The following is a 24,194-nucleotide window of genomic DNA, read 5'->3' on the forward strand; positions in this document are numbered from 1 at the left end:
AACGGACCGGGAAAGCGTCGGTTGCTGAAGGGGCGGGTGGGAAACGTCTCCCGGCGGTCGAACCGATCGGGGGGAACGATGAGAGGTCTCGCGCTCGCCGCCGTCGCGGCGATGCTGCCGATGACGCTGATATCCGGAAACGCTCGCGCGGCCGACAGGGTCCGCGAGGAGACCATCGGCCCGGGCGCCTCCGCCGTCGAAGGCGGGGTGGTCGTCCTGGACAACGTCATCCGCGGGACGAGGCCGTGGAAACGGATGACCTTCCCGTTCGTCGTGCACGAGGCGCCCGATGCCAAGGGCTACTTCTTCGCCCGGCAGTTCGGCTTCGCCGGGGCGCGGCACGGCGGGCACGCCGGACTCCGGCCGCGGCCGGGCGGGAAGATGGCGGCGGTGTTCGCCGCGTCCGGCCCGGGGGTCACCGCCGTCGACACCAAGAACTGCAAGGCCGCCGCGGCCAGACCGGACACCGCCAAGAGCGACGCCACGCAGCCGGACGCCACGCAGCCGGACGCCACGCGGCCGGAGACCACCGAGACGGACGCCACCAAGACGGACGCCGCGCAGACCGAGGTCACCAAGACGGACGCCACCGAGAGCGGCGCGACCAAGACCGAGGTCACCAAGAGCGAAGGCACCCAGACGGAGACCACCCCGACCGAGACCGCCCAGACGGAGACCGCCCAGACCGACGCCGAGGCCGACTCCCGGCCGATCGACACCGACAAGGTCGTGGTCCCCGAGGACGGCGCCATCAAGGTGGGGCTGGGCAAGCACGGTCTCGTCGAGGTGCACCCCGGCGTCGTCCAGATCACCGAGGACGGCGCCATCAAGGTGGACCTGGCCGGTCTCGGTCTCGTCGAGGTGGACCCCGGCAAGGAGGAGGTCGTCACGGCGGGTCCCGTCCGGGTGGACCTGGGCGGGCTCCTGCGTTCCCTCCGGATGGACCCCGGCGGGGCGGACGCCGTCCGGGCGGGCCTCGCCGCGGCCGACGAGAGCGCCGGCCAGAGCGCCGACCAGGACGGCGTCACCTGCACCCTGGAGGGGCTCGAACTGAAGCGCGGGCACCGGTACGAGATCACCGTGGCCAGGGACGACGCGGCGGCGCCGGCCGCGCCGACGGAGCGGGCGGACCGGGCGGTCTGGCGCGCGACCGTGCGGGACGCCGACGAGCCCGCGGCGCAGGCCCGGGAGATCGGGGCGTGGAGCGTTCCGGCGTCCCACGGGGACCTGCGGGGGCGGATCGGCGGGTTCATCGCCTACGACGAGGGCGCCTCCCGGTGCGGGAGGCTCCCCTACGCCGACGTGACCTTCAGGGCGCCCAAGGTCGACGGGGGCACCGCCATCGCCGCCTCCAGCCGTTCCCACGGCGCCTGCGCGGACCGGGGCGGGTACTCCAGCTTCATCATCGGCGGCGACCACCGGCTCAAGGTCGGCGACCGGAAGCCGGCCGAGCGCCCGCGGTGGTTCGACGCCCGCCCGTCAGCGCTTGAGGAGCGAGAGCAGGGCCGGGATCAGAACGGCGTTGGGGTTCTGCTGCGGGACATACAGAACTGGATTGGCGTTGCTGAACTGCTGGATCCAGACACGGCCGTTCTCGAGGACCGCGCCGGAGATGGTGGACCAGCTGAGTGAGACGCGGTTGCCCCTGACCCCGCCCGGATGGACCGTGAGCCCCTGGGCGACGTCCACCGACTCGCCCGCCCGCACCCGGCTCGCCAGCTCGGCGACCAGGCGCTGTTCCGCGTGGTGGTGGCACAGGTCCACCAGCCGCTGCCACAGGCGTTCGGGGTCGGTGGTGTGGCCCGAGTCGTCGAGCACCACCTCGACCCTCGGGCCCCCGTGGAACGGATGGCGGCCCGCCTGGAAGATCCACTGGACGCCGGGCGGGCGGCCGTGGCCGCCGGGGACGTGGGCGGCCCAGTAGGCCACCCACTCCACGTGGGTCCAGGCCAGCGACGTGTGGCCGTAGGCGACCACCTGGTCGTCGGCGTGCAGGAGCAGGCCGCGGACCGACGCGTCGACGGCTCCGGGGAACGGCTGGCGGCGCTGGCCCCAGCCGTGGCCGTAGGGGGAGGGGCCGGGCTGCCGGCGCGGCGCGGACTCGGGGACGCGGGGCGGGGGGTTGAGGTGCTGGGTCCAGCCCTGGCCGTCCCACCAGCGCAGGCTGCCGCTGCCGTAGGGGTCGGGATACCAGCCGGGACGAGCCAAGGCGTGCCTCCGCAACACACGGTGGAGCCGGTCTTCCCACCCCCCGACCACCGGCCAGGGGCATGGTACCGAGGACGGGCGTCGGCTTCCGGACCTTGCCCGGTGCCCCGGGGGCCCGCGGTGCCCGCCGTCCCGGAACGCGGTGGCGGCCGCGTCCGCGACGTGGCGCGGCGGCCGCGGCGGGCCGGGCAGGCGCGGTCGGCCGAGGTCCGGGCTTTCCTCGCCCGCACCGGGAACGAGCCGCCGGAGGCGGTGGAGAGGGCGCGCGGCGCACCTCGGCGGCCGCCCGGACGAACAGGGACCTCTACCCCGGCCGATCCGGTGTTCCATCGGGCGGGTGACAGGATCGAGGCATGACGAACGCTCCCTTCGTGCCGCCCGGAACGGGGTGGCCGGGCGATCCGGCGGCCCCGGACACGCCCGTCGCGACCACGGCCGAGGAGGTCGCCGGGCTCGCCGCGTCCGCCCCCGGCCTGTCCGGGCTGTGCGCCCGCCAGTCGGTGTGCCGGGCCTGCGACCGGCTGGTCGCCTGGCGGGAGAAGGTGGCGGTGGAGCGCCGCCGCGCGTTCCTCGACGAGGAGTACTGGGGACGGCCCGTCGCCGGGTGGGGCGACCCCGAACCGAAGATCATGATCGTGGGGCTGGCCCCGGCCGCGCACGGCGGGAACCGCACCGGGCGGATCTTCACCGGGGACCGGTCGGGGGACTGGCTGTTCGCCTCGCTGCACCGGGTGGGCCTGGCCGCGCTGCCGACCAGCGTCCGGGCCGGGGACGGACAGCGGCTCATCGGCACCCGCATGGCCGCGACCGTGCGGTGCGCGCCGCCCGACAACAAGCCGACCCCCGGCGAACGCGACACCTGCCTGCCCTGGCTCGCCCGGGAGATCGCCGAGGTCGTCCCCAGCGTGCGGTGCTATGTGATGCTCGGCGGGTTCGCCTGGCAGGGGGTGTGGCCCGCGCTGCGGCGGGCGGGGTACGCGCTGCCCCGGCCCCGGCCGAAGTTCGGGCACGGCGTTGAGATCGAGATCACGCCGCCGGAACCGGTCACCGGTCCGGTCACGTTGCTGGGCTGCTACCACCCGAGCCAGCAGAACACCTTCACCGGCCGCGTGACCGAGGAGATGCTGGACGCCGTGTTCGCCCGCGCCCGGACGATCGCCGGGGCGGGCTGATCCGCACCCGGACCGGCGGCGGGCCAGGGCCAGGTCAAGCGGCCGGGCCGGGGCGGCCCGCCCCCGTGCCGGCCGCCCCGTCGCCCCGGCCGCTTGACGCCCCCGTCGGGCCCTGTCCCGCCGCCGTCTTCCGGTGTGCACTGGGTGAGATGCCGGAGAGGACCGAGTTGTTCGCGGGAAAGTGAGATTCTCCGTGGGCCGTCCGCCGCCCCCCTGCCGGGTGAGGGTCGCCGCTATGGGGGTAACGGTCCCGTTATGCCTCCTGAGCGAACCCCTGAGAACGCCAAGCACATCGTGATCGTGGGTGGTGGGTACGTCGGCATGTACACCGCCCTCCGCCTGCAGAAGAAGCTGCGCGGCGAGCTGAAGCGCGGCGAGGTCGCGATCACCGTCATCGACCCGCAGTCCTACATGACCTACCAGCCGTTCCTGCCGGAGGCCGCCGCCGGGAACCTGGAGCCCCGGCACGTGGTCGCGCCGCTGCGCAAGGTCCTGCACCGCTGCCGGATCCGCAACGGCTTCGTCACCCGCATCGACGACGCCCGCCGGTGCGTCACCTACTGCCCCGCCGGATCGGACGGCCAGATCCAGCAGGAGATCCACTACGACTTCCTGGTGGTCGCCGCCGGATCGGTGTCGCGGCTGCTGCCGATCCCCGGCCTCAGCGAGTGCGGCATCGGCTTCAAGACCGTCGAGGAGGCGATCTACCTGCGCAACCACGTGCTGCGCCAGCTCGACATCGCCGCCTCCAACGAGGACGAGAAGGTCCGCCGCCGCTCGCTGACGTTCGTGTTCGTCGGCGCGGGCTTCGCCGGGGTCGAGGCCCTGGCCGAGCTGGAGGACATGGCCCGCGACGCGCTGAAGTGGTACCCGACGCTCCGCGCCGAGGACATGCGCTGGGTGATGGTCGAGGCCACCGACCGGATCCTGCCCGAGGTCGGGCCGGAGATGGGCACCTGGACCGCCGAGGCGCTGCGCCGCCGCGGCATCGAGATCCGGACCGGGACGCTGCTGAAGTCCGCCGAGAACCACCGCGTCGTGCTCAGCGACGGCGAGGAGTTCGACACCGGGACGCTGGTGTGGACCGCGGGCGTCAAGGCCCACCCGGTCGTGCGCCGCAGCGACCTGCCCATCGACGACAAGGGACGCGTCATCGCCACCGCCGAGCTCACCGTCGAGGGGAGGGAACGCGTCTACGCCGCCGGCGACAACGCCCGCGTCCCCGACCTCACCGACACCGGCGACTACTGCGCCCCCAACGCCCAGCACGCCGTCCGCCAGGCCAAGCGGCTCGCCGACAACATCGTGGCCGACTACCGGGGCAAGCCCCGCAAGCCCTACGTGCACGCCTACGTCGGGTCGGTCGCCGGGCTCGGACTGCACAAGGGCGTGGCGAACGTCTACGGCGTGAAGTTGCGCGGGCTTCTCGCGTGGTTCATGCACCGCACCTACCATCTGTCCCGGATGCCGACGACGAACCGCAAGATGCGCGTCACGGCGGACTGGACGCTGGCGTTCCTGTTCCGCCGTGAGATCGTGTCGCTGGGGGAACTCGAACACCCCCGCGAGGAGTTCGAACTGGCAAGCAAGGGGGACTAGCGGAGCGTCGCCGCCGCCCCCGGACCGACCATGAAGGGGGTGTCCGCGCCCGGTGCACGATGGTGTCGCCTCCCGGCTCGCGCCGCTGCTCACCCGCGTCCTGCTCGGTGAGGAGAACGCCGCTCCGGCCGCCGCCGACGAGCTGCCGGTCCAGGTCCGCGCCTGGGACGGCAGCGTGGTCGGCCCCGCCGGGGCGCCCGCGTTCGTCATCCGGCACCGCCGCGCCCTGCGCCGCCTGCTGTGGAAGCCGGGCGAGATGGGCCTGGTCCGCGCCTACGTCGCGGGCGAGCTGGACATCGAGGGCGACATGTTCGCCGCGCTCGACGCGGTGCAGCGGATGATGCGCAGCGGCGACGAGCCGATCCGGCTGTCCAGCGACGACAAGCGCGAGATCGTCCGGACGGCCGTCATGCTCGGTGCGGTCGGCCCCGAGCCGAGGCCCCCGGCCGAGGAGTTCCCGACCGGCCGGGCCGACGGCGAGGTCACCGGCCCGCTCGACGCGTCGCCGGAGTTCTTCACCCGGATGCTGGGCCCGTCGATGGCGCACGGCACCGGCCTGTGGGACCAGGCCGTCGACCTGACGGACGCGCAGCGCGCCGCGCTGGAGGCCGCCGCCGAGCGCCTCGGCCTGTTCCCCGGCGCGCGGCTGCTGGACCTGAACGCCGGATGGGGCGCGTTCGCCCTGCACGCCGCGCGCGCCTGCGACGTGCGCGTCGTCGCCCTCACCCGCACCCACCGCCAGGCCGAGCACCTGCGCGAACGCGCCGCCGCCGCGGGCCTGGCCGACCGGATCGACCCGCGCGCCTGGGACCTGGACGCCGCGGGCGACGGCCCCTACGACGCCATTGTGGACCTGGCCGGGGTCGAGACCGCCGACCGCGACACCGCCCGCCTGTACGGGCTGCTGGCCCCGACCGGCCGGCTGCTGCTGCGGTTCCAGGCCCGCCGCCCCGGCCCCCACCAGATCAGGCGCACCTTCACCACCAGCTACATGTTCCCCGAGGACGGCGGGCTGCGGCCCCTCGGCGAGATCGTCTCCGACGTGGAGGCGGCCGGGCTGGAGGTCCGCACCGTCGGCGCGCTGCGCGAGCACCACGCCCGCACCCTGCGCTCCTGGGCCGCGAACCTGCAACGCCACTGGGCCGAGGCCGCCGAGCTCTCCGGGCCCGGCCACGCCCGGGTGTGGCTGCTGTACCTGGCGGCGTCGGCGCTGGCGTGCGAGAGTGGCCGGGTCGGCGTCCACGAGATCTGCGCCGTCCGCCGCGACCATGACGGCCGGGCGGGCGCGACGCTGGTCGAAGGGCGCGCGGTCGTCAGCCGTTGAACCGGCGTTCTTCCGGTTTCCGGAGGGAAAGGCCGGAAAAACGTCGACCGCGGGGGCCCGCGCGGTCCGGGAACCGCGGGCGGGCCGTGGCACGGGGCGGCACAAATGCGGTCTCAGTCGAATATCCGCTGCTTGAAGGGTCAATCGCTCCCGGTATGCTGTCGCCGCCCCTGTAGCCCAACGGCAGAGGCGAGCTCCCTAAAAGAGCTACGGGTGTCGGTTCGAATCCGACCAGGGGCACCGATCCGGCTGCGCGGCCGGAAGGTTCCGGCCGCGCAGCCGTTATCGAACGATCACATCGGGGAACGACCGCCGATCTCGGGTCGTCATAAACTTGACGCAGGTCCGGCCCTACGGAGGGAACCGATGGAGAGCAGGAACCCCGCGTTCCGGGGGAAGAACCTCGGGCAGCAGCAGCCCCCGCCCTACTCTGGGTACGGCACGCCCGAGATGTTGAACGAGACGTACCAGGCGCCCGCGTACGCGCCACCCGCGACCCGCCCGATGACCTATGACGACGTCGTCGTGCGCGGTTTCCTCAGCCTCGGCATGCTGGTCCTCACCGGCGCGCTGACCTGGCTCCTCGTCCCGACGCCGACGGCGCTGGTGATCGGCGGGGTGGCCTTCCTGCTGCAGCTCGGCCTCGGCCTCTACATCAGCTTCTCCGGCAAGGCCAACGCGCCGCTGGTGCTGACGTTCTCGGCCGTGTACGGCGTGGGCGTCGGCGCGATCAGCCACTACTTCAACGACCTCTACAACGGGGTCGTGTTCCAGGCGGTCATCGGCACCGCGCTGGCGTTCGGCGGCATGCTCGCGGTGTACGCGCTGCGGATCGTGCGGGTGCGGCCGAAGTTCGTGAAGTTCGTGGTCGCGGCGGGCTGGGCGCTGCTCGGCCTGATGCTGGTCAACCTGCTGGTGCAGGCCTTCGGCCCGGACACCGGCATCGGCATCCGCGACGCCTCCAACCCGCTGGCCTACGTGTTCAGCGTCGTCGCGATCCTCGTCGGATGCTTCTTCCTGCTGCTGGACTTCGACGAGATCGAGCGCGGCGTGAACGCGGGCGCGCCGGAGAAGTTCGCCTGGTACAGCGCCTTCGGGCTCACCCTGAGCCTGGTGTGGATCTACCTGGAGCTGCTGCGCTTCCTGTCGTACTTCAACCGGGAGTAGCGGCGCCCCGCCCATGGATCAGCCCCCTGCCGGCGGACCGGCAGGGGGCTGATCGCATGCGGGATCTCTTCGCCGGGGTCGCCAACGCGTAGCGGGGCGACGAGCGGGGACTGCCCTTGGCGGGATCCCGCGGGGAGTCTGGTGGGGAGCCTTCCGCGTGCCCGCGTCGGGGCGAGGGGGCTCCGGGTCGTTCAGTAGTGGCGGGCGCGGCGGGTGCGCTCGTGTTCGCGGACCAGCGCCGCCGCGTAGCCGTGCGACAGGCCGTGTTCGTCGGCCAGCCAGTTGCAGCGCTCCTCGCAGCGGAGGAACGACGGGCCGTTCTCGATGGTGGTGAACCACTCGGGGATGTCACGTCCTGTGACTTGTGGGATGCGAGCGAGCAACTTGTTGTGCGTGTCCGGCGAGTGGTTCAGGGACAAGGTGCACCTCCAGGTCGGCGGGGCTCTTGTGCCGACTCTGCAACACCTCCTCGGATGTGACAAGCCCCTAACGGGTACCTATCTATTACGTTACGTAGATCATTCCGAGCGGATCGATCGTTCTACCCCTCCGCGGACGGTTCGATGGAAAGGGAAATGGCCCGGTTCGTAGCGCATTGTCGCGCCAGTTCGCCGGGCCATTCGCGATGACGTTAAGTGATCAATGATTGATCGACTTTCCGGAGGTCAGCTCAGGCGCTCCAGCACCATCGCCATGCCCTGGCCGCCGCCGACGCACATGGTCTCCAGGCCGAACTGCTTGTCGTGGAACCGCAGGCTGTTGACCAGCGTGGAGGTGATGCGGGCGCCGGTCATGCCGAACGGGTGGCCGACCGCGATCGCGCCGCCGTTGACGTTCAGCCTGTCCAGGTCCACGCCCAGCTCCTCGGCCGAGGGGAGCACCTGCGCGGCGAACGCCTCGTTGATCTCGACCAGGTCGATGTCGTCGATGGTCATCCCGGCGCGGGCCAGGGCCTGCCGGGACGCCTCCACCGGGCCCAGCCCCATGATCTCGGGGGACAGGCCGGTGACGCCGGTGGACACGATCCGCGCCAGCGGGGTGATGCCCAGCTCGGCGGCCTTGGTGTCGCTCATGACGACCACGGCGGCGGCGCCGTCGTTCAGCGGGCAGCAGTTGCCCGCGGTGACGGTGCCGTCGGGCCGGAACACCGGCTGGAGCTGGGACACCTTCTCGTAGGTGGTGCCGGCGCGCGGGCCGTCGTCCTTGCTGACCACGGTGCCGTCGGGCAGCGTGACCGGGGTGATGTCCTTCTCCCAGAAGCCGTTGGCCAGGGCCTTCTCGGCGAGGTTCTGGGAGCGGACGCCGAACTCGTCCTGGGCCTGCCGGGAGACGCCCTTGATCTGGGCGACGTTCTCGGCGGTCTGGCCCATCGCGATGTAGATGTCGGGCAGCTTGCCGTCCTGGCGCGGGTCGTGCCAGGTGCTGCCGCCCTTGGCGGTCTCCTCGGTGCGGGCCTGCGCCTCGGCGAACCTGGGGTTCTGGGTGTCGGGCAGCCCGTCGCTGGACCCCTTGGCGAACCGGCTGACCATCTCCACGCCGGCCGAGACGATCACGTCGGCCTCGCCGGCCTTGATCGCGTGGAACGCCATCCGGGTGGTCTGCAGCGAGGACGAGCAGTACCGGGTGATCGTGGCGCCGGGAACGCCGTCCCAGCCGAGCAGCGTCGCCACGACGCGGCCCATGTTGTAGCCCTGCTCGCCGCCGGGCAGGCCACAGCCGAGCAGCAGGTCCTCGACCTGGCTCGGGTCGAGCTGCGGCACCTTGGCCATCGCGGCCTCGACCATCGTCGCGGTGAGGTCGTCGGGCCGCAGGTCCTTCAGCGAACCCTTGAAGGCGCGGCCGATCGGCGAACGCGCGGTGGCGACAATCACTGCCTCGGGCATTGCGGGTCTCCTGTCGTGCGACCTGATGCTGGGGCCTGCGGTGTTACCCGCCGGTCACTCGCAATCTAACGGGTGCCGCCCCCGCGCGTACACGCCGCCCCGGCAATGGGTTGACATCGCGTCCAATAGAGTGGTCCCGCTCCCGGGATGACCCTCGCCCCATGCGCCCGGGACACCGTCCGCACGATCATGGGATCCACGTCGTCCGGCCGAACGGGGGCCCGGACGGCACGCCCCGCCCCGCCCCGAACGACACGCCTACCCTCCCGGCCGGACGTCCCCCCGATCGAACGTCCTTCCGACCGGACGTCCGCGTGATGACGTCCGCGTCACGGCGTCCGCGTTGACGTCCGGGTCACGGCGTCCGCGTCACGGCGTCCGCGTCCTTGGGCCATGGCGTCGGCGGCATCGCGGTGCGGTGTCTGTGGGTGGCCTTCATCGTGCGGTTTCGTGGGGGGTTTCTTGTGGGGTGGGTCACTGGCCGTACATGCCGGGGGTCGTTCCCCGGGCGTCCCGGACCGCGTGCAGGACGCCGTCCTCGCCGCGCCAGACCCGCCAGCCGTCGGTGGAGCCGGTGTACCAGCCGGGCGGCGCGCCCGCGGAGCCGAGCCTGCGGCCGGTGGCCAGGTCGTAGGCGCACAGCGGGGCGACCGGGAAGAACCCGCGGTGCCCGTTGATCCTCAGCTCGGACGGGGTCACCGTGCAGAACGACCAGACGCGCAGCCCCTGCGGCCCGACCGGGGACGCGTCGGCCAGCCGGTAGGCGGCGCCCCGCCTGCCCTGGGACAGGAAGGCCAGGCTCGACAGGTCCGCCGGGAACGCCAGCAGCCAGGACGACGCGGGGGCCCTGTCGGCGGTGACGGTGGCGGTGGTGCGGCCGGTGCGGGGGTCGAGCTGCTCGAAGCCGCCGTAGGAGCCGCCGGGGGTGACCTGCCGGGTGACCAGCGCGACGGCGGGGCTGGCGCCGGGGTAGACGCGCAGCAGCCGCTTGCGGGTCCACACCAGCCTGCCGGTGGCGGGGTTCAGGCCGAAGAAGCCGAACGCCGACAGCGAGTCGCGGCCCTTGCCGCGCTGGTAGGGCGCGACGTACCCGACCAGCGGCCCGCCCGGCAGCGCGCCGAACGCCCAGCCGCCCGACAGGTTCACGCCGGAGCCGACGGCCCTCTCCACCGGGAACGTCCACAGCGTCCTTCCCGTCCGCAGGTCGCGGGCCTCCAGCGCCGGGTGCCGCGCCATCCGGAACGCCACCACGCGGGTCGGGTCGGACCACTCCACCTCGGCGATGCCGGGCATCCGCCACAGCTGCCTGCCGGTCGCGGCGTCCAGGACCGCGAACCGGGCGCTGCGGCGCGCGGTGAACTCCGACAGGCACACCTGCGTCCCGCAGCGGACCGGGCCGAACGTCGTGTCGACCGGGCGGGTCCAGCGTTCCGTGCCGGTGCGGGCGTCGCGCGCGACCAGGGTGGCCTTCCACCTGCCGGTCCGCCGCGGCTCCAGCGCGACCACGACCGGGCTGCCCGGCGTCCCGGCGACCGCCGGGGGCTGCACGCCCATGCCGGACAGCCGGCCCACCATCGTGGCGGGCCTGCTCCACAGGCGGCGGCCCTTGGCCAGGTCGAACACCGCCGTCTCCAGGTCGCCGTCCGGGCGCAGGCCGGTGACGGCGGTGACGCCCGACCCGGTGACGGGGCGGCTGACGGCGTTCACCCCGGTGCCCGTCCAGCCCTGGGCCGCCTCCGCGCCCCGGCCCGGCGCGCCCCCGGAGCAGCCCGCCGCGCCGAGCAGGACGGCGGACGCGGCCAGTGCCGGAACGGACGCGGAGAGTGATCGTCGGAGGGTGTGCGAGACCATGCGGGACTCCCGGGGAGGCGACGGGGACTGGTGACCGCTTGGAAGGACGTCGTGGCAGAACGTAACAGAGGAATCACGCAAACGGCGGGGGATCGCCGAAATCCCGCCCAGCCGGGTGGGGCCGGGCGGGACGGCTCAGGCGGCGGTCAGGTCGGGAGGGCCTTCCAGCGCGGTCTCCGGGGCGGCGACGCGGCGGCGGCGCAGCAACGCCGCCCACCGGCCGCGCGGGCCGCGTTCGCGCCCGGCGACGCGGGTGCCGACGACCTGGGTGCCCGGCTCCTCGGCGGCCTCGGCGGCGGCCAGGTACACCGGGAGGACGCCGGTGCCCCGGCCCCGGCGCGGCGCGGGCACCAGCTCGTCCATGTCGGGCTCCAGGCCCAGCGCCGCGGCCATCGCGGGCAGCACGGCCGCGGCGGCGGAGGCGTAGCCCCGCCCGGAGGGGTGGTAGCGGTCGGCGCTGAACATCTCGCGCGGGTCGGCCGCGAACTCGTGGCCCAGCAGGTCGCCCAGCGACACCGTCCGGCCGCCCCGCTCCACCACCGCGATCGTCTGCGCGGCGGCGAGCTGGCGGCTGGCCCGGCGGGCGATCCAGCGCAGCGGCTGCATCAGCGGCTTGACCGAGCCTAGGTCGGGGCAGGTGCCGACGACGACCTCGCAGCCCGCCGCGCGCAGCCGCGCCACGGCCTCGGCCAGGTGCCGCACCGACTCGGCGGGCGGGACCCGCGCGGTGACGTCGTTGCCCCCGATCATGATCACGGCGACGTCGGGCTCGGCCAGCAGCGCCCGCTCCACCTGCCAGGCCAGCGCCTCGGAGCGGGAGCCGGACTTGGCGACGTTGGTCAGCCACACCGGCCGGTCGGCCAGCGAGGACAGCCCCGCCGCCAGCAGCGCGGCCGGGGTCTCGTCGGCGGAGTGCACGCCCAGCCCGGCGGCCGTGGAGTCGCCCAGCATCGCGAACGCGAGCGGATCGCCGGGCAGGGACAGGCCGTAGAAGCCGTCGGCCACCGGGGGATCGCCGTTCGGCGTCGCCAGGATGATCTTCCGGGCGAGCCTGGCCTCCGCCAGCACCAGACCGAAGGTGAGTCCCCCCAGCGCGGTGATCCCGCCGCCCCCGTACGCCGCGGCCGTCGCGATGCGCCGCGCCGTGAAAGCTCTCAGCATCGTGCGTTGCCCCTTCGTGGCAGTGAGGTGCGGAACCCCGGGTTGCGACCCCCGTCCCCCTGTAGATGCCCGTGGGCACCGATCTCGGCTACCGTCAGGGACAAGAATCTATCCGAATCCGCATCCCCTCCCATGGGCGCACACCCCGCTGACACTGTGGTGAACGGCACGTCGCCCCGGGATCGACACCGGGATGCAGGACGCTGAAATCAGACAGCGCTGATATTCGACAAGGACGTCGCAGTGCAGGTACACGACTCGCTCGTCGAACTGATGGGCAACACCCCGCTGCTCCGGTTGCGCAAGGTGACCGGCGGCACGGGCGGGGCCCAGGTTCTGGCGAAGGTGGAGTACTTCAACCCGGGCGGTTCGGTGAAGGACCGCATCGCGGTCAGGATGGTCGACGCCGCCGAACGCGAGGGGTTGCTCAGGCCGGGTGGGACGATCGTGGAGCCGACCTCGGGCAACACGGGCGTCGGCCTGGCCATCGTGGCGCAGGAACGCGGCTACCGCTGCGTGTTCGTCTGCCCCGACAAGGTCGCCAAGGACAAGACCGACGTGCTGAAGGCCTACGGCGCGGAGGTGGTGATCTGCCCGACGGCCGTCGCGCCCGACCATCCCGAGTCCTACTACTCGGTGTCGGACCGGCTGGCCGCCGAGATCCCCGGCGCGTGGAAGCCCAACCAGTACGTCAACCCGAACAACCCGCTCTCCCACTACGAGACGACCGGCCCGGAGATCTGGGAGCAGACCGAGGGGAAGATCACGCACTTCGTGGCGGGGATCGGCACCGGCGGCACGATCAGCGGCACCGGCCGCTACCTCAAGGAGGTCTCCGGCGGCCGGGTGCAGATCGTCGGGGCCGACCCGGAGGGCTCGGTGTACTCGGGCGGCACCGGGCGGCCGTACCTGACCGAGGGCGTGGGCGAGGACATCTGGCCCGAGACCTACGACCGGGAGATCTGCGACCGCGTGATCGCGGTGTCGGACAAGGACTCGTTCACGATGACGCGGCGGCTGGCCCGCGAGGAGGCGCTGCTGGTCGGCGGGTCCTGCGGGATGGCGGTCGTGGCGGCGCTGCGGGTGGCGGCCGAGGCCCCCGACGACGCGGTGATCGTCGTGCTGCTGCCGGACGGCGGCCGCGGCTACCTGTCGAAGATCTTCAACGACGAGTGGATGCAGTCCTACGGCTTCCTGTCGGCCGCCGGCCAGGAGGAGCCCACCGTCGGCGAGGTGCTGACCCGCAAGGGCGGCACGCTGCCGGAGTTCGTGCACGCCCACCCGCACGAGAGCGTCGAGACCGCCATCTCGATCATGCGGGAGTACGAGGTGTCGCAGCTTCCGGTGATGAAGGAGGAGCCGCCGGTCATGGCGGCCGAGGTCGTCGGGTCCGTCGCCGAGCGCGACCTGCTGGAGATCCTGGTCAAGGACCGGGCGCTGCTGGGCGAGCCGCTGGAGCGGCACATGGCCCCGCCGCTGCCGACCGTCGGGTCCGGCGAGCCGGTCGGCAAGGCGGTGTCGGTGCTGGAGAAGTCCGGCGCGGCCGTGGTGCTGGTGGACGGCAAGCCCAAGGGCCTGATCACGCGGCAGGACGTGATCGCCTTCCTGGCGGGTGGGACGAACGCCTCCTGACCCCCGGCGGCCGCCGCCCCCGGACGACCGAGGCCCCGGAGACCCCCATGCGGGTCTCCGGGGCCTGGTCTTCCCCTGGGAACCGGATCGCGGCCCCGGCCAGGTGGGCGGCGTTTACCGGCCGGGCGGCCGCGATCCGGCGTCGGTCAGGAGCCGGTCTTGGCGAACCGGTCCTGGACGGGGTCGGCGCCACCCTGCGGCGGCACCTGGCGCGGCGCGTCGCTGTGGCCGGGCCACCAGGCCTTGTGGCCGAGCAGCGCGGTGATCGCCGGGACGAAGAACGTGGACATCACGAACGTCGACAGCAGGATCCCGATCGCCACGCCGAAGCCCATCTGGGCGAGCATCGACTGCGGCGACAGCACCAGCACCGCGAACGTCCCGGCCAGGATCACGCCCGCCGCGGCCACCGTGGGACCGGCGTGCATGATGCCGAGCGCCGCGCCGCGCCGCGGGTCGTGGCCCTCGCGGGCCTCCTCCCGCAGCCGGGCGATCATCAGGATGTTGTAGTCGGTGCCGATGGCCAGCACGAACAGGTACAGGATGATCGGTAGCTGGAACATCAGGCCGGGCCGGCCCTCGATGCCCTGGAACAGCAGCACCGTGGCGCCCAGCGTCGCGGCGAAGCCGAGCAGCACCGCCACCACCAGGTAGATCGGGGCGACCAGGGCGCGCAGCAGCAGCGCCAGGATGAGCCCGATCAGCGCCACCGCGACCGGCAGGATGACCGACAGGTCACGGTTGTTGACCTCGTTGATGTCGGCCCAGATCGCCGTCATGCCGCCGACCAGCACCTGGGTGCCCTGCGGGGCCTCCTTCTTGACGTAGTCGCGCAGCGGGCCCTTCACCAGCGAGATGGACTCGTTGGAGCTGGGGTTCTCCTTCAGCGCGACCTTGTACATCGCGACGGTGCCGGACTTGCTCACCTGCGGCGGCTGGACCTGGCCGATGCCGGGGGCCTGCTGGAGCTTCTGCCCGTAGGAGGCCAGCGTGCCCTTGTCGAGCGGCTGCCCGGACTTGACGTAGACCTCGGTCGGGGTGAGCGCGCCGGCCGGGAAGGAGCCGCGGAAGTCCTTCATGGCCTGGGCGGCCTCGGTGTTCTGGGGGGCGCTGGCGTTGAAGTCGTAGTCGGCCTTGAAGCCGAGCGCGGCTCCGGCCAGGCCGACCAGCACCACGCCCGAGGCGAGGGCGGCGACGGCGGGACGGCGGCCCACCCCGTTGCCGATCTTGGCCCAGAGGCCGGGCTTGGGCTCCTTCTTCCACGCCTTGGACGGCCAGAAGATCGCCGGGCCGAGCAGCGAGACCAGCGCCGGCACCAGGGTCAGGGAGGTGATCAGCATCACGCCGACCGCGATGGCCAGCTGCGGGCCCAGCCCGCCGAACGCCTTGAACGCCGCCAGCAGCAGCACCAGGAACGCCACGATGACCGCGCCCGCGGCGGAGGCGATGGCCTCGCCCACCCGCTCCACGCTGGTGATCATCGCGGTCTTCTTGTCCTCGCCCATCCGCAGCCGCTCGCGGTAGCGGAACAGCAGGAACAGGATGTAGTCGGTGCCGATGCCGTACAGCACCACGACGATGATCTCGTTGAAGCTCTCGTCGAAGCTGAGGCCGAAGGCGTTACCGATGATCGCGGTCACCGCGCCCGACACCATCGACACCAGCGAGACCACGAGGATCGGCAGCAGCGCGGCCAGCGGCGCGCGGAAGATGATGCCCAGCAGCACCACGATCAGCACGATGGTGGCGATGCCGATCATCGCCATGGTCTTCTTGTCGGACTCCTCGTTGTCCACGTTGGAGGCCATGTCACCGCCGACCTTGGCGGCCAGCGGGCTGCCGCGGAGCTGCGCGGTGGACTCGGTGCGCATGGTCTTGACGGCCTTCTTGGCCTGCTCCATGGCCTTGGCGTCGCGGAAGTCGGAGGGCAGCCCCGCCACCACCAGGCCGACCTTGGCGCCCGGCTGCGGCGGCATCGCCTGCACGCCCTTGACCCCCGGGATCTGCTTGGCCTGCAACGCCTGCGCGAGCTGCTGGATCTTCTGCCCGTCGGCCGGCTGGAGGGCCCCGCCGTCGGTGCGTTTGATCACGACCATCGCGGGGCTGGTCTCCTTGTCCGCGCTGGGGAACTCCCGCTCGGACAACTTGGCAGCCTGGACGGCCTCGTACTTGTCGGGCAGGAACTCCGCCTGGTCCGACTTCGTTTTGAGTTCAGGTGCGAGAGCGACCAGGGCGACGGCTGCCAGCAGCCACAACCCGATCGTGATCAACGGGTGTCTGACGACGCCCCGCCCAAGGCGTGCGAACATGCGCAACCCTTCGGTCAGTGTGCAAAGGGGGATTGATTACCCCTCAAACGCTAGAGATCGAAGGGACGGATCGGGTCAATCCGCGTACCGAAATGTCCCCTGCTACCTGCGGGGGAAGGGCTCCTCCTCCAGGAGGGTCGGCGGGTGGATAGCCTCATCCTCATGGACAACGAGGTTCACCAGGGCTTCGAGACCCTGGCCATCCACGCGGGACAGGAACCGGACCCCACCACGGGCGCGGTCGTCCCGCCGATCTACCAGGTCTCGACGTATAAGCAGGACGGAATCGGCGGCCTGCGCGGCGGCTACGAGTACTCGCGGTCGGCCAACCCGACGCGTACCGCGTTGGAGGTATGCCTGGCCGAGGTCGAGGGCGGCGTGCGGGGCCTGGCGTTCGCCTCCGGCCTGGCCGCCGAGGACACGCTGCTGCGCACCGTCTGCAAGCCCGGCGACCACGTCATCATCCCCAACGACGCCTACGGCGGCACCTACCGGCTGTTCGCGAAGGTCGCCGAGCCGTGGGGGGTGGCGTTCGACCCGGTGCCGCTCGGCGACGTCGACGCCGTGCGCGCGGCGGTCCGGCCCGAGACGAAGCTGATCTGGGTGGAGACGCCCACCAACCCGCTGCTGGGCGTCGCCGACATCGCCGCCCTGGCCGCCGTCGCGCACGACGCGGGCGCGCTGCTGGTGGTGGACAACACCTTCGCCTCGCCCTACCTCCAGCGTCCGCTGACGCTGGGCGCCGACGTGGTCGTGCACTCCACCACCAAGTACATCGGCGGGCACTCCGACGTGGTCGGCGGCGCGCTGATCGTCGCCGACGCCGACCTGGGCGAGCGGCTGACCTACCACCAGAACGCCATGGGCGCGGTCGCCGGGCCGTTCGACGCGTGGCTGACGCTGCGCGGCATCAAGACGCTCGGCGTGCGCATGGACCGGCACTGCTCCAACGCCGAGAAGGTCGTGGAGATGCTGACCCGGCACCCGGCCGTGCGCGAGGTGCTGTACCCCGGGCTGCCCGAGCACCCCGGGCACGAGGTCGCGGCCAAGCAGATGAGGAAGTTCGGCGGGATGGTGTCGTTCCGGATGGGGAGCGAGGAGGCCGCCGTCGCCGTCTGCGAGCGGACGCGGCTGTTCATCCTGGGCGAGTCGCTGGGCGGCGTCGAGTCGCTGATCGAGCACCCGGGGCGGATGACGCACGCGTCGGCCGCCGGGTCGCCGCTGGAGGTCCCGGCGGACCTGGTGCGGCTGTCGGTCGGCATCGAGGACATCGACGACCTGCTGCGCGACCTGGAGCAGGCACTGGCCTGACCTGCGGAAACGTGAGGACGGGCGCGCCGGGCGCCCGTCCTTGCCGATCTGCCGGAAGCGCCTGAGGTCGTGCCGTTCCCGGCGTTTACGTGATCAAACATCTATGATGTGCGCGCCAGGTCCCGCCAAGAAAGGGTTCGGAGTGCGCAAAGTACTTCTGTGCGGTGCGGCGTTCGCCGCCACGTGTATCTCCGCCGTGGCCGTCCCCACCGGAGCCCTGGCGACGACGACCGAGCCGACGCCGACCCCGACCGGCACGGTCACCGTGGAGCCGTCGCCGACCGTTCCCTCCGCCGACCCGCGGCCGACCGGCCCCACCGGGGCCCCGTCGTCCCCGACCCCCTCGCCCGGGGACTCCGGGACGCCGGACGCCGCGCCGACGCCCACGCCGCCGTCCGCCGGATCCGGCTCGGTCGTGTCCGCGCAGGGCGTCATGGTCACGCCGCGGCCGCCCCGCCAGGCCACCTATGCCTACGGGCCGGGCCCGCGCCAGCGCATCGACGCCTACTGGCGCCCCGTCACCGCCCCGAAGAAGCAGCGGGCGCCGAAGACCGGCGCGGAGCAGCGGGACCGCGACGGCGGGCCGTCCGCGACACCGTCCACGACGCCCTCGGCGACGCCGTCCACCGCGCCCGGGGACCGCCGCCGGGACGCCCCCGCGCCCAAGGCCCGTCCCGCCGTGCTGATGCTGCACGGCGGCTACTGGCTGCGCGGCGACAAGTCCTCCTGGAAGTACTTCGCGCGCCGCCTCACCAACCAGGGCTTCGTCGTCTTCGCCGCCAACTACCGGCTCGCCGAGACCGCCGAGTGGCCCGCGCAGCGCAACGACGCCGGGAACGCCCTCGCGTTCGTCAAGAAGAACGCCAAGCGCTGGAACGTCGACCCCGAACGCGTCGTCGTCCTCGGCTCCTCGGCGGGCGGCATGCTCGCCACCCAGCTCGGCGCGTACGGCGAGGGGGGCGAGCGGGTGCGCGGCGTGATCGCGCTGTCCCCGGTGAACACCCCCTACCTGGCCTACCAGGACGGCGCCAGGCCCACCGCCTCGCCCGCCCAGCGCCGGCTGCGCGGCGCGGTCACCGAGCTCATCCGGTGCGCGGCCGGGTCCACCGGGCGGACGGCGGACCCTTCCTGCTGGCGGCGGATCGAGGACGCCGACAGCGCCAGCCACGCCTCGGCGGACGACGCCCCGATGCTGCTGATGCACAGCGTCGGCGACTTCGTGCCGCCCGCGCAGAGCACGGCGCTGGCGAGCGCGCTGCGGGCGGTGAACGTCCCGGTCACGGTGCGCACGATCCCGGGCGACGCGCACGGCAGCTCGCTGCTGAACGACCCGAACGTCTACCCGACGATCCTGTCCTGGCTGAAGGCCCGCACCCGCTGAGCGCCCGGTCCGACGCGAACGGGGCTCCCCCTCGGTGGGGGAGCCCCGTTCGCGCGTTCCGCGGCCGGGTCAGCCGTACCAGACCATCAGGAACAGGATGACCAGCCAGATGAGGGCGACCACGCCGGACATGGCGGCGATGCGGCCGCGCTCCACCTGGGCGACGTCGGCGCGGGGGGCGGGCCTCTCCTCGGGGGCGCCGGCCTTCGCGGCCTTCGCGGTCTCCTCGCCCTTCTCGTCTCCGGCGGGGGACTCCGCGGGGGCGGCGGGGCGCGGGGGAGCCTCGGCGGCGGCGACCTCCAGCAGGTGGATGGCCTTGCGCTGGTCGCGTTCCACCAGGAACAGCAGCACCAGCGCGACGAGGAACAGCGTCATCGACGCCGACAGCCACACCTTGGCGAACTGGCCCTTGGCCAGGAACATCCCGAACAGGAAGATGCCCAGCGACCCCAGCGCGTAGATCCGCGTCGTCCGGGTCAGGTAGCGCACGACCGTGACGTCCTGCTTGCGGATGTACCTCGGGGTGGACATGGTCGCGGCCGTCAGCGGTCCCAGCGTGAAGATCGCGAAGCCGACGTGCAGGACCAGCAGCAGACGATCAGAAGTCGACATGCCGCCGACCCTAGCCCGCACGGCCCCGGAATGGGCGGAGGCCGCCCGGCGGACGCCGGGCGGCCTTCCTCCCCTCGGACCGGGTCCGTCAGCCGGTGGGAGCCTGCTGGGACGCCGCGGGAGCCTGCTGTGACGCGGCCGGTGCCACGACGGGCGCCGCGGACTTGGCGGCCGTGGTGGACTTGCCGGGCCTGGTGCTCTTGGCGGGCTTGGTGTTCTTGGCGGGCTTGGCCGGCTTCCCGGACTTGGTCGGCTTGGCTGGCTTTCCGGACTTGGTCGGCTTCCCGGGCTTGGCGGCCGCGGGCTTGCCGGACGAGGGCTTGGTGGTCGCGGGCTTGGCCGGCGCGGACTGGGCCGGTGCCGCGGTCTGGGCCGGTGCGGACTGAGCGGGCGCCGCGGTCTGGGCGGGCGGCGCGGAGTCGGCGTGGGGCGTGGCCCCTTCGGGCTTCGCGGACTGGTCGGGCTTGGTGGGTTCGGCGGGCTTGGTGGAGTCAGCCGGCTTCGTGGAGTCGGCGGGCGCCGCGGATTCGGCGGGCGCCGCGGAGTCCGCGGGCTTGGTGGAGTCCGCGGGCTTGGCGGTCGGCGGCGGGCACTGGGGCGCGGCCTTCCCGGGCCGGACGGGCTTGGCGGCGGGATCGGCGGCCGTGTCGGCGGCCGTGTCGGCGGCCGTGTCGGCGGCCGTGTCGGCGGCCGCGTCGGCGGCCGCGTCGGCGGCCGCGTCGGTGGCCGTGTCGGCCTCGGCGGCCGGTGGGCACTGGGGTACGGCGGCGGTCCGGTGGTCGGATCGGTGGTCGGCCATGGCGAGGCCCGAGCCGAACGCGACGACCGCCGCGGTGCCGAGGCCGACCGTCAGGAGTCCCAGGGACGTGCGTGGTTTCATCGTCTCTCCCCCAGAGAGGCGTTGAGCGACCTTCGATTACTCTCCGTAGCCGCGGTGCGGCGGAGGTCACCCTCCCCGGGCGCGTTCGGGGATAACCGTCAAGCTCGGTAAAGGAAGATCATCGGCGGCGGCCGCGCCGCACCCGCAGGTAGTCGGAGACGACGTACTCGCCGAGCCGCTGCGCGTCGGGGGCGAAGACCCGCCCGCCGTTGCGCCGGGCGACCTCCTCCACGAACGACACCAGCCGCCGGTCGTCGGCCAGCATGAAGAAGTTCAGGCCCGCGCCGCGCCGGGTCATCCGGTCCACCTCGGCCATGGTCAGCACCAGCGTGTCGGCCGACGGCGGGTAGTCGAACCAGGACCGCCCGTCGGGCCGCAGGTGCGCGGTCGGCTCGCCGTCGGTGACCACCAGCACGATCGGCTCGAAGTCGGGGTGCCGGTCCAGATGGCGGCCCGCGATCATCAGGGCGTGGTGCAGGTTGGTGCCCTGGACCATGTCCCACTCCAGCCCGGCCATCTCGGTGGGGTGGAGTTCGCGGGCGTAGTTGGAGAACCCGATGATCTTGATGGCGTCCTGCGGGAACCTGCTGGTCACCAGGGTGTGCAGGGCGAGGGTCGTCTGCTTGGCGACCGCCCACGCGCCGCGCAGCACCATCGAGTACGACAGGTCCACCAGCAGGCACACGGCGGCGGCGGTGCGGCGCTCGGTCTCGTGGACCTCGAAGTCGTCCACGTGCAGCCGCACCACCGGGGCCGTCGCTCCGGAGGGCCCGGCGGGCCCGGCGGCGGGGACGGCCTCCATGGCGCTGCGGGTGATCGCGTTGCCGACGGTGCGGACGACGTCCAGGGGCTGCTCGTCGCCGAACCGCCAGGGGCGGCTGGAGCCGGTGAGCTCCCCGGCCTGCCCGGCGTCGCGCTGGTCGTGGTCGCCCTGCCGGCCGGCGGCGAGCTGGGAGAACACGCGGCGCAGCGCGGTCTCGCCGAGGCGCCGCACGGCCTTGGGGGTGAGCTCCAGCCTGCCGCGGTCGCGCTCCAGGTAGCCCTGGCGTTCCAGCTCGGCCTCGATGCGGCGCAGCTCGGCCAGGTCGTCCACGGCGCGGCGGCCGAGGGCGCGGCGGACGGCCTCCTCGTCGATGTCGTCCAGGCGCGCGCCGGGGTAGTCCTGGCCGAGGGCGCTCTCCAGGTCGGCGAGGTCGGCCAGCTCGGCGAGCGCGGTGGTGGCGTCGCCCATGCCGAGGGGGTCGTCGCCGGTCATCTGCTCGGGGCGGCCCCAGCCGAGGTCGGGGCGGCGGGCGCGCAGCGCGTCGCCGAGCCGGGTCATCTCCATCGCCAGGCCCGCGTCCTGCATGGCCTGCCCCATGAGGTCGGCCAGCTCGGCGCGCTGCTCGGGCGACAGCGACGCCAGCAGCCGGTCGGTCGCGGCGGCGCGGCGGGCCAGGGAGTCGACGAGCTCCTCCAGGTCGCGCGGGCCGTCGGGGAAGAAGTCCCCGTACTCGCGCATGAACTCCTCGAAGTCCCGCTGGGTGTGCTCGCCGCGCGCGTCCCGGTCGAGCATCCCGTTGAGCGCGGCCATCATGTCCTTGACCCGCCGCATCGCCTGCGGGTCCTGGCCCTGGAGCGCCTGCTTCATGCCCTGGAACTGCGCGTCCAGGACGTCGTCGCGCAGCAGGTCCCTGAGCTTCTGGAACGTCTCGCGCGCCGCGCCCGACCGCCAGTCGTAGTCCGACAGCCGCCGCACCGCCTGCGCGGTGTCGTCCGGCAGCGTGTCCAGCTCCGCCTCGCGCAGCCGGGCCTCGTCGCCCGGGTCCGGGAACAGCTCGGCGCGCTCCTGCCCGATCGCGGTGTCCAGCAGGCGGCGCACCTCCTCCAGCGTGCCGTCGAGCCGGCCGCGCTCGCGCAGGGCGCGGCGGCGCTCGCGGACCTGCCGCAGCAGGTCGTCCAGCCCGCGGCGGCCCCGCGCGCCCGGCAGGCCGCGCCGCAGCATCTCGCGCAGCGCGTCCTCGGGCCGGGTGCCCTCCAGGACCGAGTCGCCCAGCGCGTCCAGCGTGTCGCGGACGTCGTAGGGCGGGGCGAGCGGATCGGGCCCGTCCTCGTACGCCCCGTACCGGTAGCGGCTCATCGAGCCCCCTCAGGAAGAAAGGTCAGGTGCGATACGTGGCGGTCCCGTCGCCGCCCTCGGTGACGTCCTTGGACAGCCGCCGGGTCAGGAACAGCCCCTCCAGCGCGAACTCCAGCGCGGCGGCGGCCTGGCCGGGCGAGTCGCCGGTCAGCCCCAGCCGTTCCATGATCTTGGCGAGGCCGGGCACCGGGCCGATGCGGCGCAGCAGCGCCGTGGCGCTCACCAGCTCGCCCGACTCCACGGTCTCCCCGGCGTCGAACCGGTCCAGCAGCCCCGACAGGTCGGCCGCGCCGAGGGTCCGGCGGTAGGTCTCGGCGGTGGCGCGGCGCAGCAGGTGCTCCAGCACCTCCTGCTCGCGGCCCTCCTCGCTGACCTCGAACTCCACCTTCCCCATCAGCGTCGGGACGATCGCGGGCAGGTCGCACACGCGCGCCACGGCGTGGTCCTCGCCGGCGATCGCGGCGCGCCGCACCGCCCCGGCCGCGACGGTCTCGACCCCGGCCAGCGCGAACCGCGCCGACACGCCGGAGCGGGCGTCCACCGCGTTGGACTCCCGGACCAGGCGGGTGAAGCGGGCGATGACCTCCAGGACGTGGTCGGGGACCTCGGCCGGCACGCCGTTCAGGTCGGCGAGGTCGGCCTCCTGGCGGATCAGGTCGAGCTCGGTGTCCAGGTCGACCGGGTAGTGGGTGCGGATCTCCGCGCCGAAGCGGTCCTTGAGGGGGGTGATGATGCGGCCCCGGTTGGTGTAGTCCTCGGGGTTGGCGGAGGCGACCAGCAGCACGTCCAGCGGGAGCCGCAGGGCGTAGCCGCGGATCTGGACGTCGCGCTCCTCCAGCACGTTGAGCAGCGCGACCTGGATGCGCTCGGCGAGGTCGGGCAGCTCGTTGATGGAGAAGATCCCCCGGTTGAAGCGGGGGACCAGGCCGTAGTGGACGGTCTCGGGGTCGCCCAGCGTGCGGCCCTCGGCGACCTTGATGGGGTCCACGTCGCCGATCAGGTCGCCGACGCTGGTGTCGGGGGTGGCGAGCTTCTCGCCGTACCGCCCGTCGCGGTGCCGCCAGCCCACCGGCAGGTCGTCGCCGAGCTCGGCGGCCAGCCTCCGGCAGCGCACGCAGACCGGCGCGTACGGGTGGTCGCCGATCTCGCAGCCGTCGACCACGGGCGTCCACTCGTCCAGCAGCCCGGCCAGCGTGCGGATCAGCCGGGTCTTGCCCTGGCCGCGCTCGCCGAGCAGGACCAGGTCGTGCCCGGCGAGCAGGGCGCGTTCCAGATGGGGCAGGACGGTGTCGTCGAAACCGACGATGCCGGGGAAGCGCGGCTCGCCGGATCTCAGCCGCGTCAGCAGGTTGTGCCGGATCTCGGCCTTCACCGAGCGTCGCACGTGGCCGCTGGTGCGCAGCCCGCCCAGAGTGGTCTCGCGAGGTATGGATGGACGCACGCGAACGACACTACGTCGCCGATCCGCCGAATCGCACCGTTCTCCGGCTTCGAATCTCCGTCACCGGGAATGCGGAGCGGAGGTTTGGGCCACGGGCCCCCAGCGGGGAGACTGGTGGTGTGGACCGACCCGGTGAACCGTTCG

General features: G+C 73.1%; 17 protein-coding genes and 1 tRNA gene. 8 read left to right on the forward strand and 10 right to left on the reverse strand.

Translation table 11 applies throughout. The features are described from left to right. Positions 1 to 1,479: 1,479 nt before the first annotated feature. A complete protein-coding gene (locus HNR61_RS00110) occupies positions 1,480 to 2,208 on the reverse strand; it encodes a DUF2510 domain-containing protein (RefSeq protein WP_182841074.1) in 729 nt (242 codons plus the stop codon). Between the two features lie 353 nt (positions 2,209 to 2,561). Here HNR61_RS00110 and HNR61_RS00115 point away from each other — a divergent pair, with 353 nt between their 5' ends. From HNR61_RS00115 to HNR61_RS00135, 5 genes are all read left to right on the forward strand, one after another. Further along, complete coding sequence (locus HNR61_RS00115; protein ID WP_182841075.1) at positions 2,562 to 3,380, forward strand: uracil-DNA glycosylase; 819 nt, start codon at positions 2,562 to 2,564, stop codon at positions 3,378 to 3,380. A 255-nt stretch (positions 3,381 to 3,635) separates the two neighbouring features. Further along, entirely contained in the window at positions 3,636 to 4,979 is a 1,344-nt protein-coding gene (locus tag HNR61_RS00120; RefSeq protein WP_182841076.1) for an NAD(P)/FAD-dependent oxidoreductase, read from the forward strand. A 52-nt stretch (positions 4,980 to 5,031) separates the two neighbouring features. Continuing rightward, a complete protein-coding gene (locus tag HNR61_RS00125) occupies positions 5,032 to 6,303 on the forward strand; it encodes a class I SAM-dependent methyltransferase (RefSeq protein ID WP_182841077.1) in 1,272 nt (423 codons plus the stop codon). Between the two features lie 166 nt (positions 6,304 to 6,469). Then, positions 6,470 to 6,543, forward strand: a tRNA-Leu gene (locus HNR61_RS00130). Between the two features lie 126 nt (positions 6,544 to 6,669). Further along, complete coding sequence (locus HNR61_RS00135; RefSeq protein WP_182841078.1) at positions 6,670 to 7,470, forward strand: Bax inhibitor-1/YccA family protein; 801 nt, start codon at positions 6,670 to 6,672, stop codon at positions 7,468 to 7,470. Positions 7,471 to 7,661: 191 nt separating this feature from the next. On the opposite strand, the gene HNR61_RS00140 is transcribed toward HNR61_RS00135, so the two are convergent. From HNR61_RS00140 to HNR61_RS00155, 4 genes are all read right to left on the reverse strand, one after another. Continuing rightward, complete coding sequence (locus HNR61_RS00140) at positions 7,662 to 7,889, reverse strand: DUF4287 domain-containing protein (protein ID WP_067822181.1); 228 nt, start codon at positions 7,887 to 7,889, stop codon at positions 7,662 to 7,664. Between the two features lie 246 nt (positions 7,890 to 8,135). Beyond that, positions 8,136 to 9,353 carry an acetyl-CoA C-acetyltransferase gene (locus HNR61_RS00145; protein WP_182841079.1) on the reverse strand — a complete coding sequence of 406 codons (1,218 nt, stop codon included), beginning with the start codon at positions 9,351 to 9,353 and terminating at the stop codon, positions 8,136 to 8,138. Positions 9,354 to 9,827: 474 nt separating this feature from the next. Then, positions 9,828 to 11,204 (reverse strand): outer membrane protein assembly factor BamB family protein, encoded by a 1,377-nt coding sequence (locus HNR61_RS00150; protein ID WP_182841080.1) that lies wholly within the window; start codon positions 11,202 to 11,204, stop codon positions 9,828 to 9,830. A gap of 135 nt (positions 11,205 to 11,339) precedes the next feature. Beyond that, positions 11,340 to 12,365 carry an SGNH/GDSL hydrolase family protein gene (locus HNR61_RS00155; protein WP_182841081.1) on the reverse strand — a complete coding sequence of 342 codons (1,026 nt, stop codon included), beginning with the start codon at positions 12,363 to 12,365 and terminating at the stop codon, positions 11,340 to 11,342. Positions 12,366 to 12,608: 243 nt separating this feature from the next. On the opposite strand from HNR61_RS00155, the gene HNR61_RS00160 reads away from it, so the two are divergent. After that, the gene (locus HNR61_RS00160; protein ID WP_182841082.1) at positions 12,609 to 13,997 is read left to right on the forward strand and encodes a cystathionine beta-synthase; all 1,389 of its coding nucleotides are present in this window, start codon (positions 12,609 to 12,611) and stop codon (positions 13,995 to 13,997) included. A 146-nt stretch (positions 13,998 to 14,143) separates the two neighbouring features. Here the strand turns inward: HNR61_RS00160 and HNR61_RS00165 are convergent, their stop codons facing one another. Next, positions 14,144 to 16,306 (reverse strand): MMPL family transporter, encoded by a 2,163-nt coding sequence (locus HNR61_RS00165; protein WP_182841083.1) that lies wholly within the window; start codon positions 16,304 to 16,306, stop codon positions 14,144 to 14,146. A gap of 162 nt (positions 16,307 to 16,468) precedes the next feature. On the opposite strand from HNR61_RS00165, the gene HNR61_RS00170 reads away from it, so the two are divergent. Beyond that, on the forward strand, positions 16,469 to 17,617 hold the full coding sequence (locus HNR61_RS00170; RefSeq protein WP_182841084.1) for a cystathionine gamma-synthase: 1,149 nt from the start codon (positions 16,469 to 16,471) through the stop codon (positions 17,615 to 17,617). Positions 17,618 to 17,759: 142 nt separating this feature from the next. Further along, positions 17,760 to 18,998 carry an alpha/beta fold hydrolase gene (locus HNR61_RS00175; protein ID WP_312897690.1) on the forward strand — a complete coding sequence of 413 codons (1,239 nt, stop codon included), beginning with the start codon at positions 17,760 to 17,762 and terminating at the stop codon, positions 18,996 to 18,998. Between the two features lie 69 nt (positions 18,999 to 19,067). Here the strand turns inward: HNR61_RS00175 and HNR61_RS00180 are convergent, their stop codons facing one another. The 4 genes from HNR61_RS00180 to HNR61_RS00195 form a co-directional block, all read right to left on the reverse strand. After that, positions 19,068 to 19,610 (reverse strand): hypothetical protein, encoded by a 543-nt coding sequence (locus HNR61_RS00180; RefSeq protein ID WP_182841085.1) that lies wholly within the window; start codon positions 19,608 to 19,610, stop codon positions 19,068 to 19,070. A gap of 88 nt (positions 19,611 to 19,698) precedes the next feature. Further along, positions 19,699 to 20,490: a hypothetical protein gene (locus HNR61_RS00185; RefSeq protein WP_182841086.1), complete on the reverse strand. Its 792-nt coding sequence runs from the start codon at positions 20,488 to 20,490 to the stop codon at positions 19,699 to 19,701. Between the two features lie 118 nt (positions 20,491 to 20,608). Next, positions 20,609 to 22,609 carry a vWA domain-containing protein gene (locus tag HNR61_RS00190; RefSeq protein WP_182841087.1) on the reverse strand — a complete coding sequence of 667 codons (2,001 nt, stop codon included), beginning with the start codon at positions 22,607 to 22,609 and terminating at the stop codon, positions 20,609 to 20,611. A 22-nt stretch (positions 22,610 to 22,631) separates the two neighbouring features. Continuing rightward, positions 22,632 to 24,050, reverse strand: coding sequence for a sigma 54-interacting transcriptional regulator (locus HNR61_RS00195; RefSeq protein WP_182841088.1), 1,419 nt, complete (start codon positions 24,048 to 24,050; stop codon positions 22,632 to 22,634). Between the last annotated feature and the right edge of the window lie 144 nt (positions 24,051 to 24,194).

Origin of the sequence: Actinomadura kijaniata (assembly GCF_014138665.1) — a bacterium.
GTDB lineage: Bacteria > Actinomycetota > Actinomycetes > Streptosporangiales > Streptosporangiaceae > Spirillospora > Spirillospora kijaniata.

Coding starts and splice junctions, on each gene's coding strand:
- HNR61_RS00185 (WP_182841086.1), bottom strand. CDS start 20,490: ATGAAACCACGCACGTCCCTGGGACTCCTGACGGTCGGCCTCGGCACC.
- HNR61_RS00115 (WP_182841075.1), top strand. CDS start 2,562: ATGACGAACGCTCCCTTCGTGCCGCCCGGAACGGGGTGGCCGGGCGAT.
- HNR61_RS00150 (WP_182841080.1), bottom strand. CDS start 11,204: ATGGTCTCGCACACCCTCCGACGATCACTCTCCGCGTCCGTTCCGGCA.
- HNR61_RS00190 (WP_182841087.1), bottom strand. CDS start 22,609: ATGAGCCGCTACCGGTACGGGGCGTACGAGGACGGGCCCGATCCGCTC.
- HNR61_RS00180 (WP_182841085.1), bottom strand. CDS start 19,610: ATGTCGACTTCTGATCGTCTGCTGCTGGTCCTGCACGTCGGCTTCGCG.
- HNR61_RS00120 (WP_182841076.1), top strand. CDS start 3,636: ATGCCTCCTGAGCGAACCCCTGAGAACGCCAAGCACATCGTGATCGTG.
- HNR61_RS00145 (WP_182841079.1), bottom strand. CDS start 9,353: ATGCCCGAGGCAGTGATTGTCGCCACCGCGCGTTCGCCGATCGGCCGC.
- HNR61_RS00135 (WP_182841078.1), top strand. CDS start 6,670: ATGGAGAGCAGGAACCCCGCGTTCCGGGGGAAGAACCTCGGGCAGCAG.
- HNR61_RS00155 (WP_182841081.1), bottom strand. CDS start 12,365: ATGCTGAGAGCTTTCACGGCGCGGCGCATCGCGACGGCCGCGGCGTAC.
- HNR61_RS00165 (WP_182841083.1), bottom strand. CDS start 16,306: ATGTTCGCACGCCTTGGGCGGGGCGTCGTCAGACACCCGTTGATCACG.
- HNR61_RS00170 (WP_182841084.1), top strand. CDS start 16,469: ATGGACAACGAGGTTCACCAGGGCTTCGAGACCCTGGCCATCCACGCG.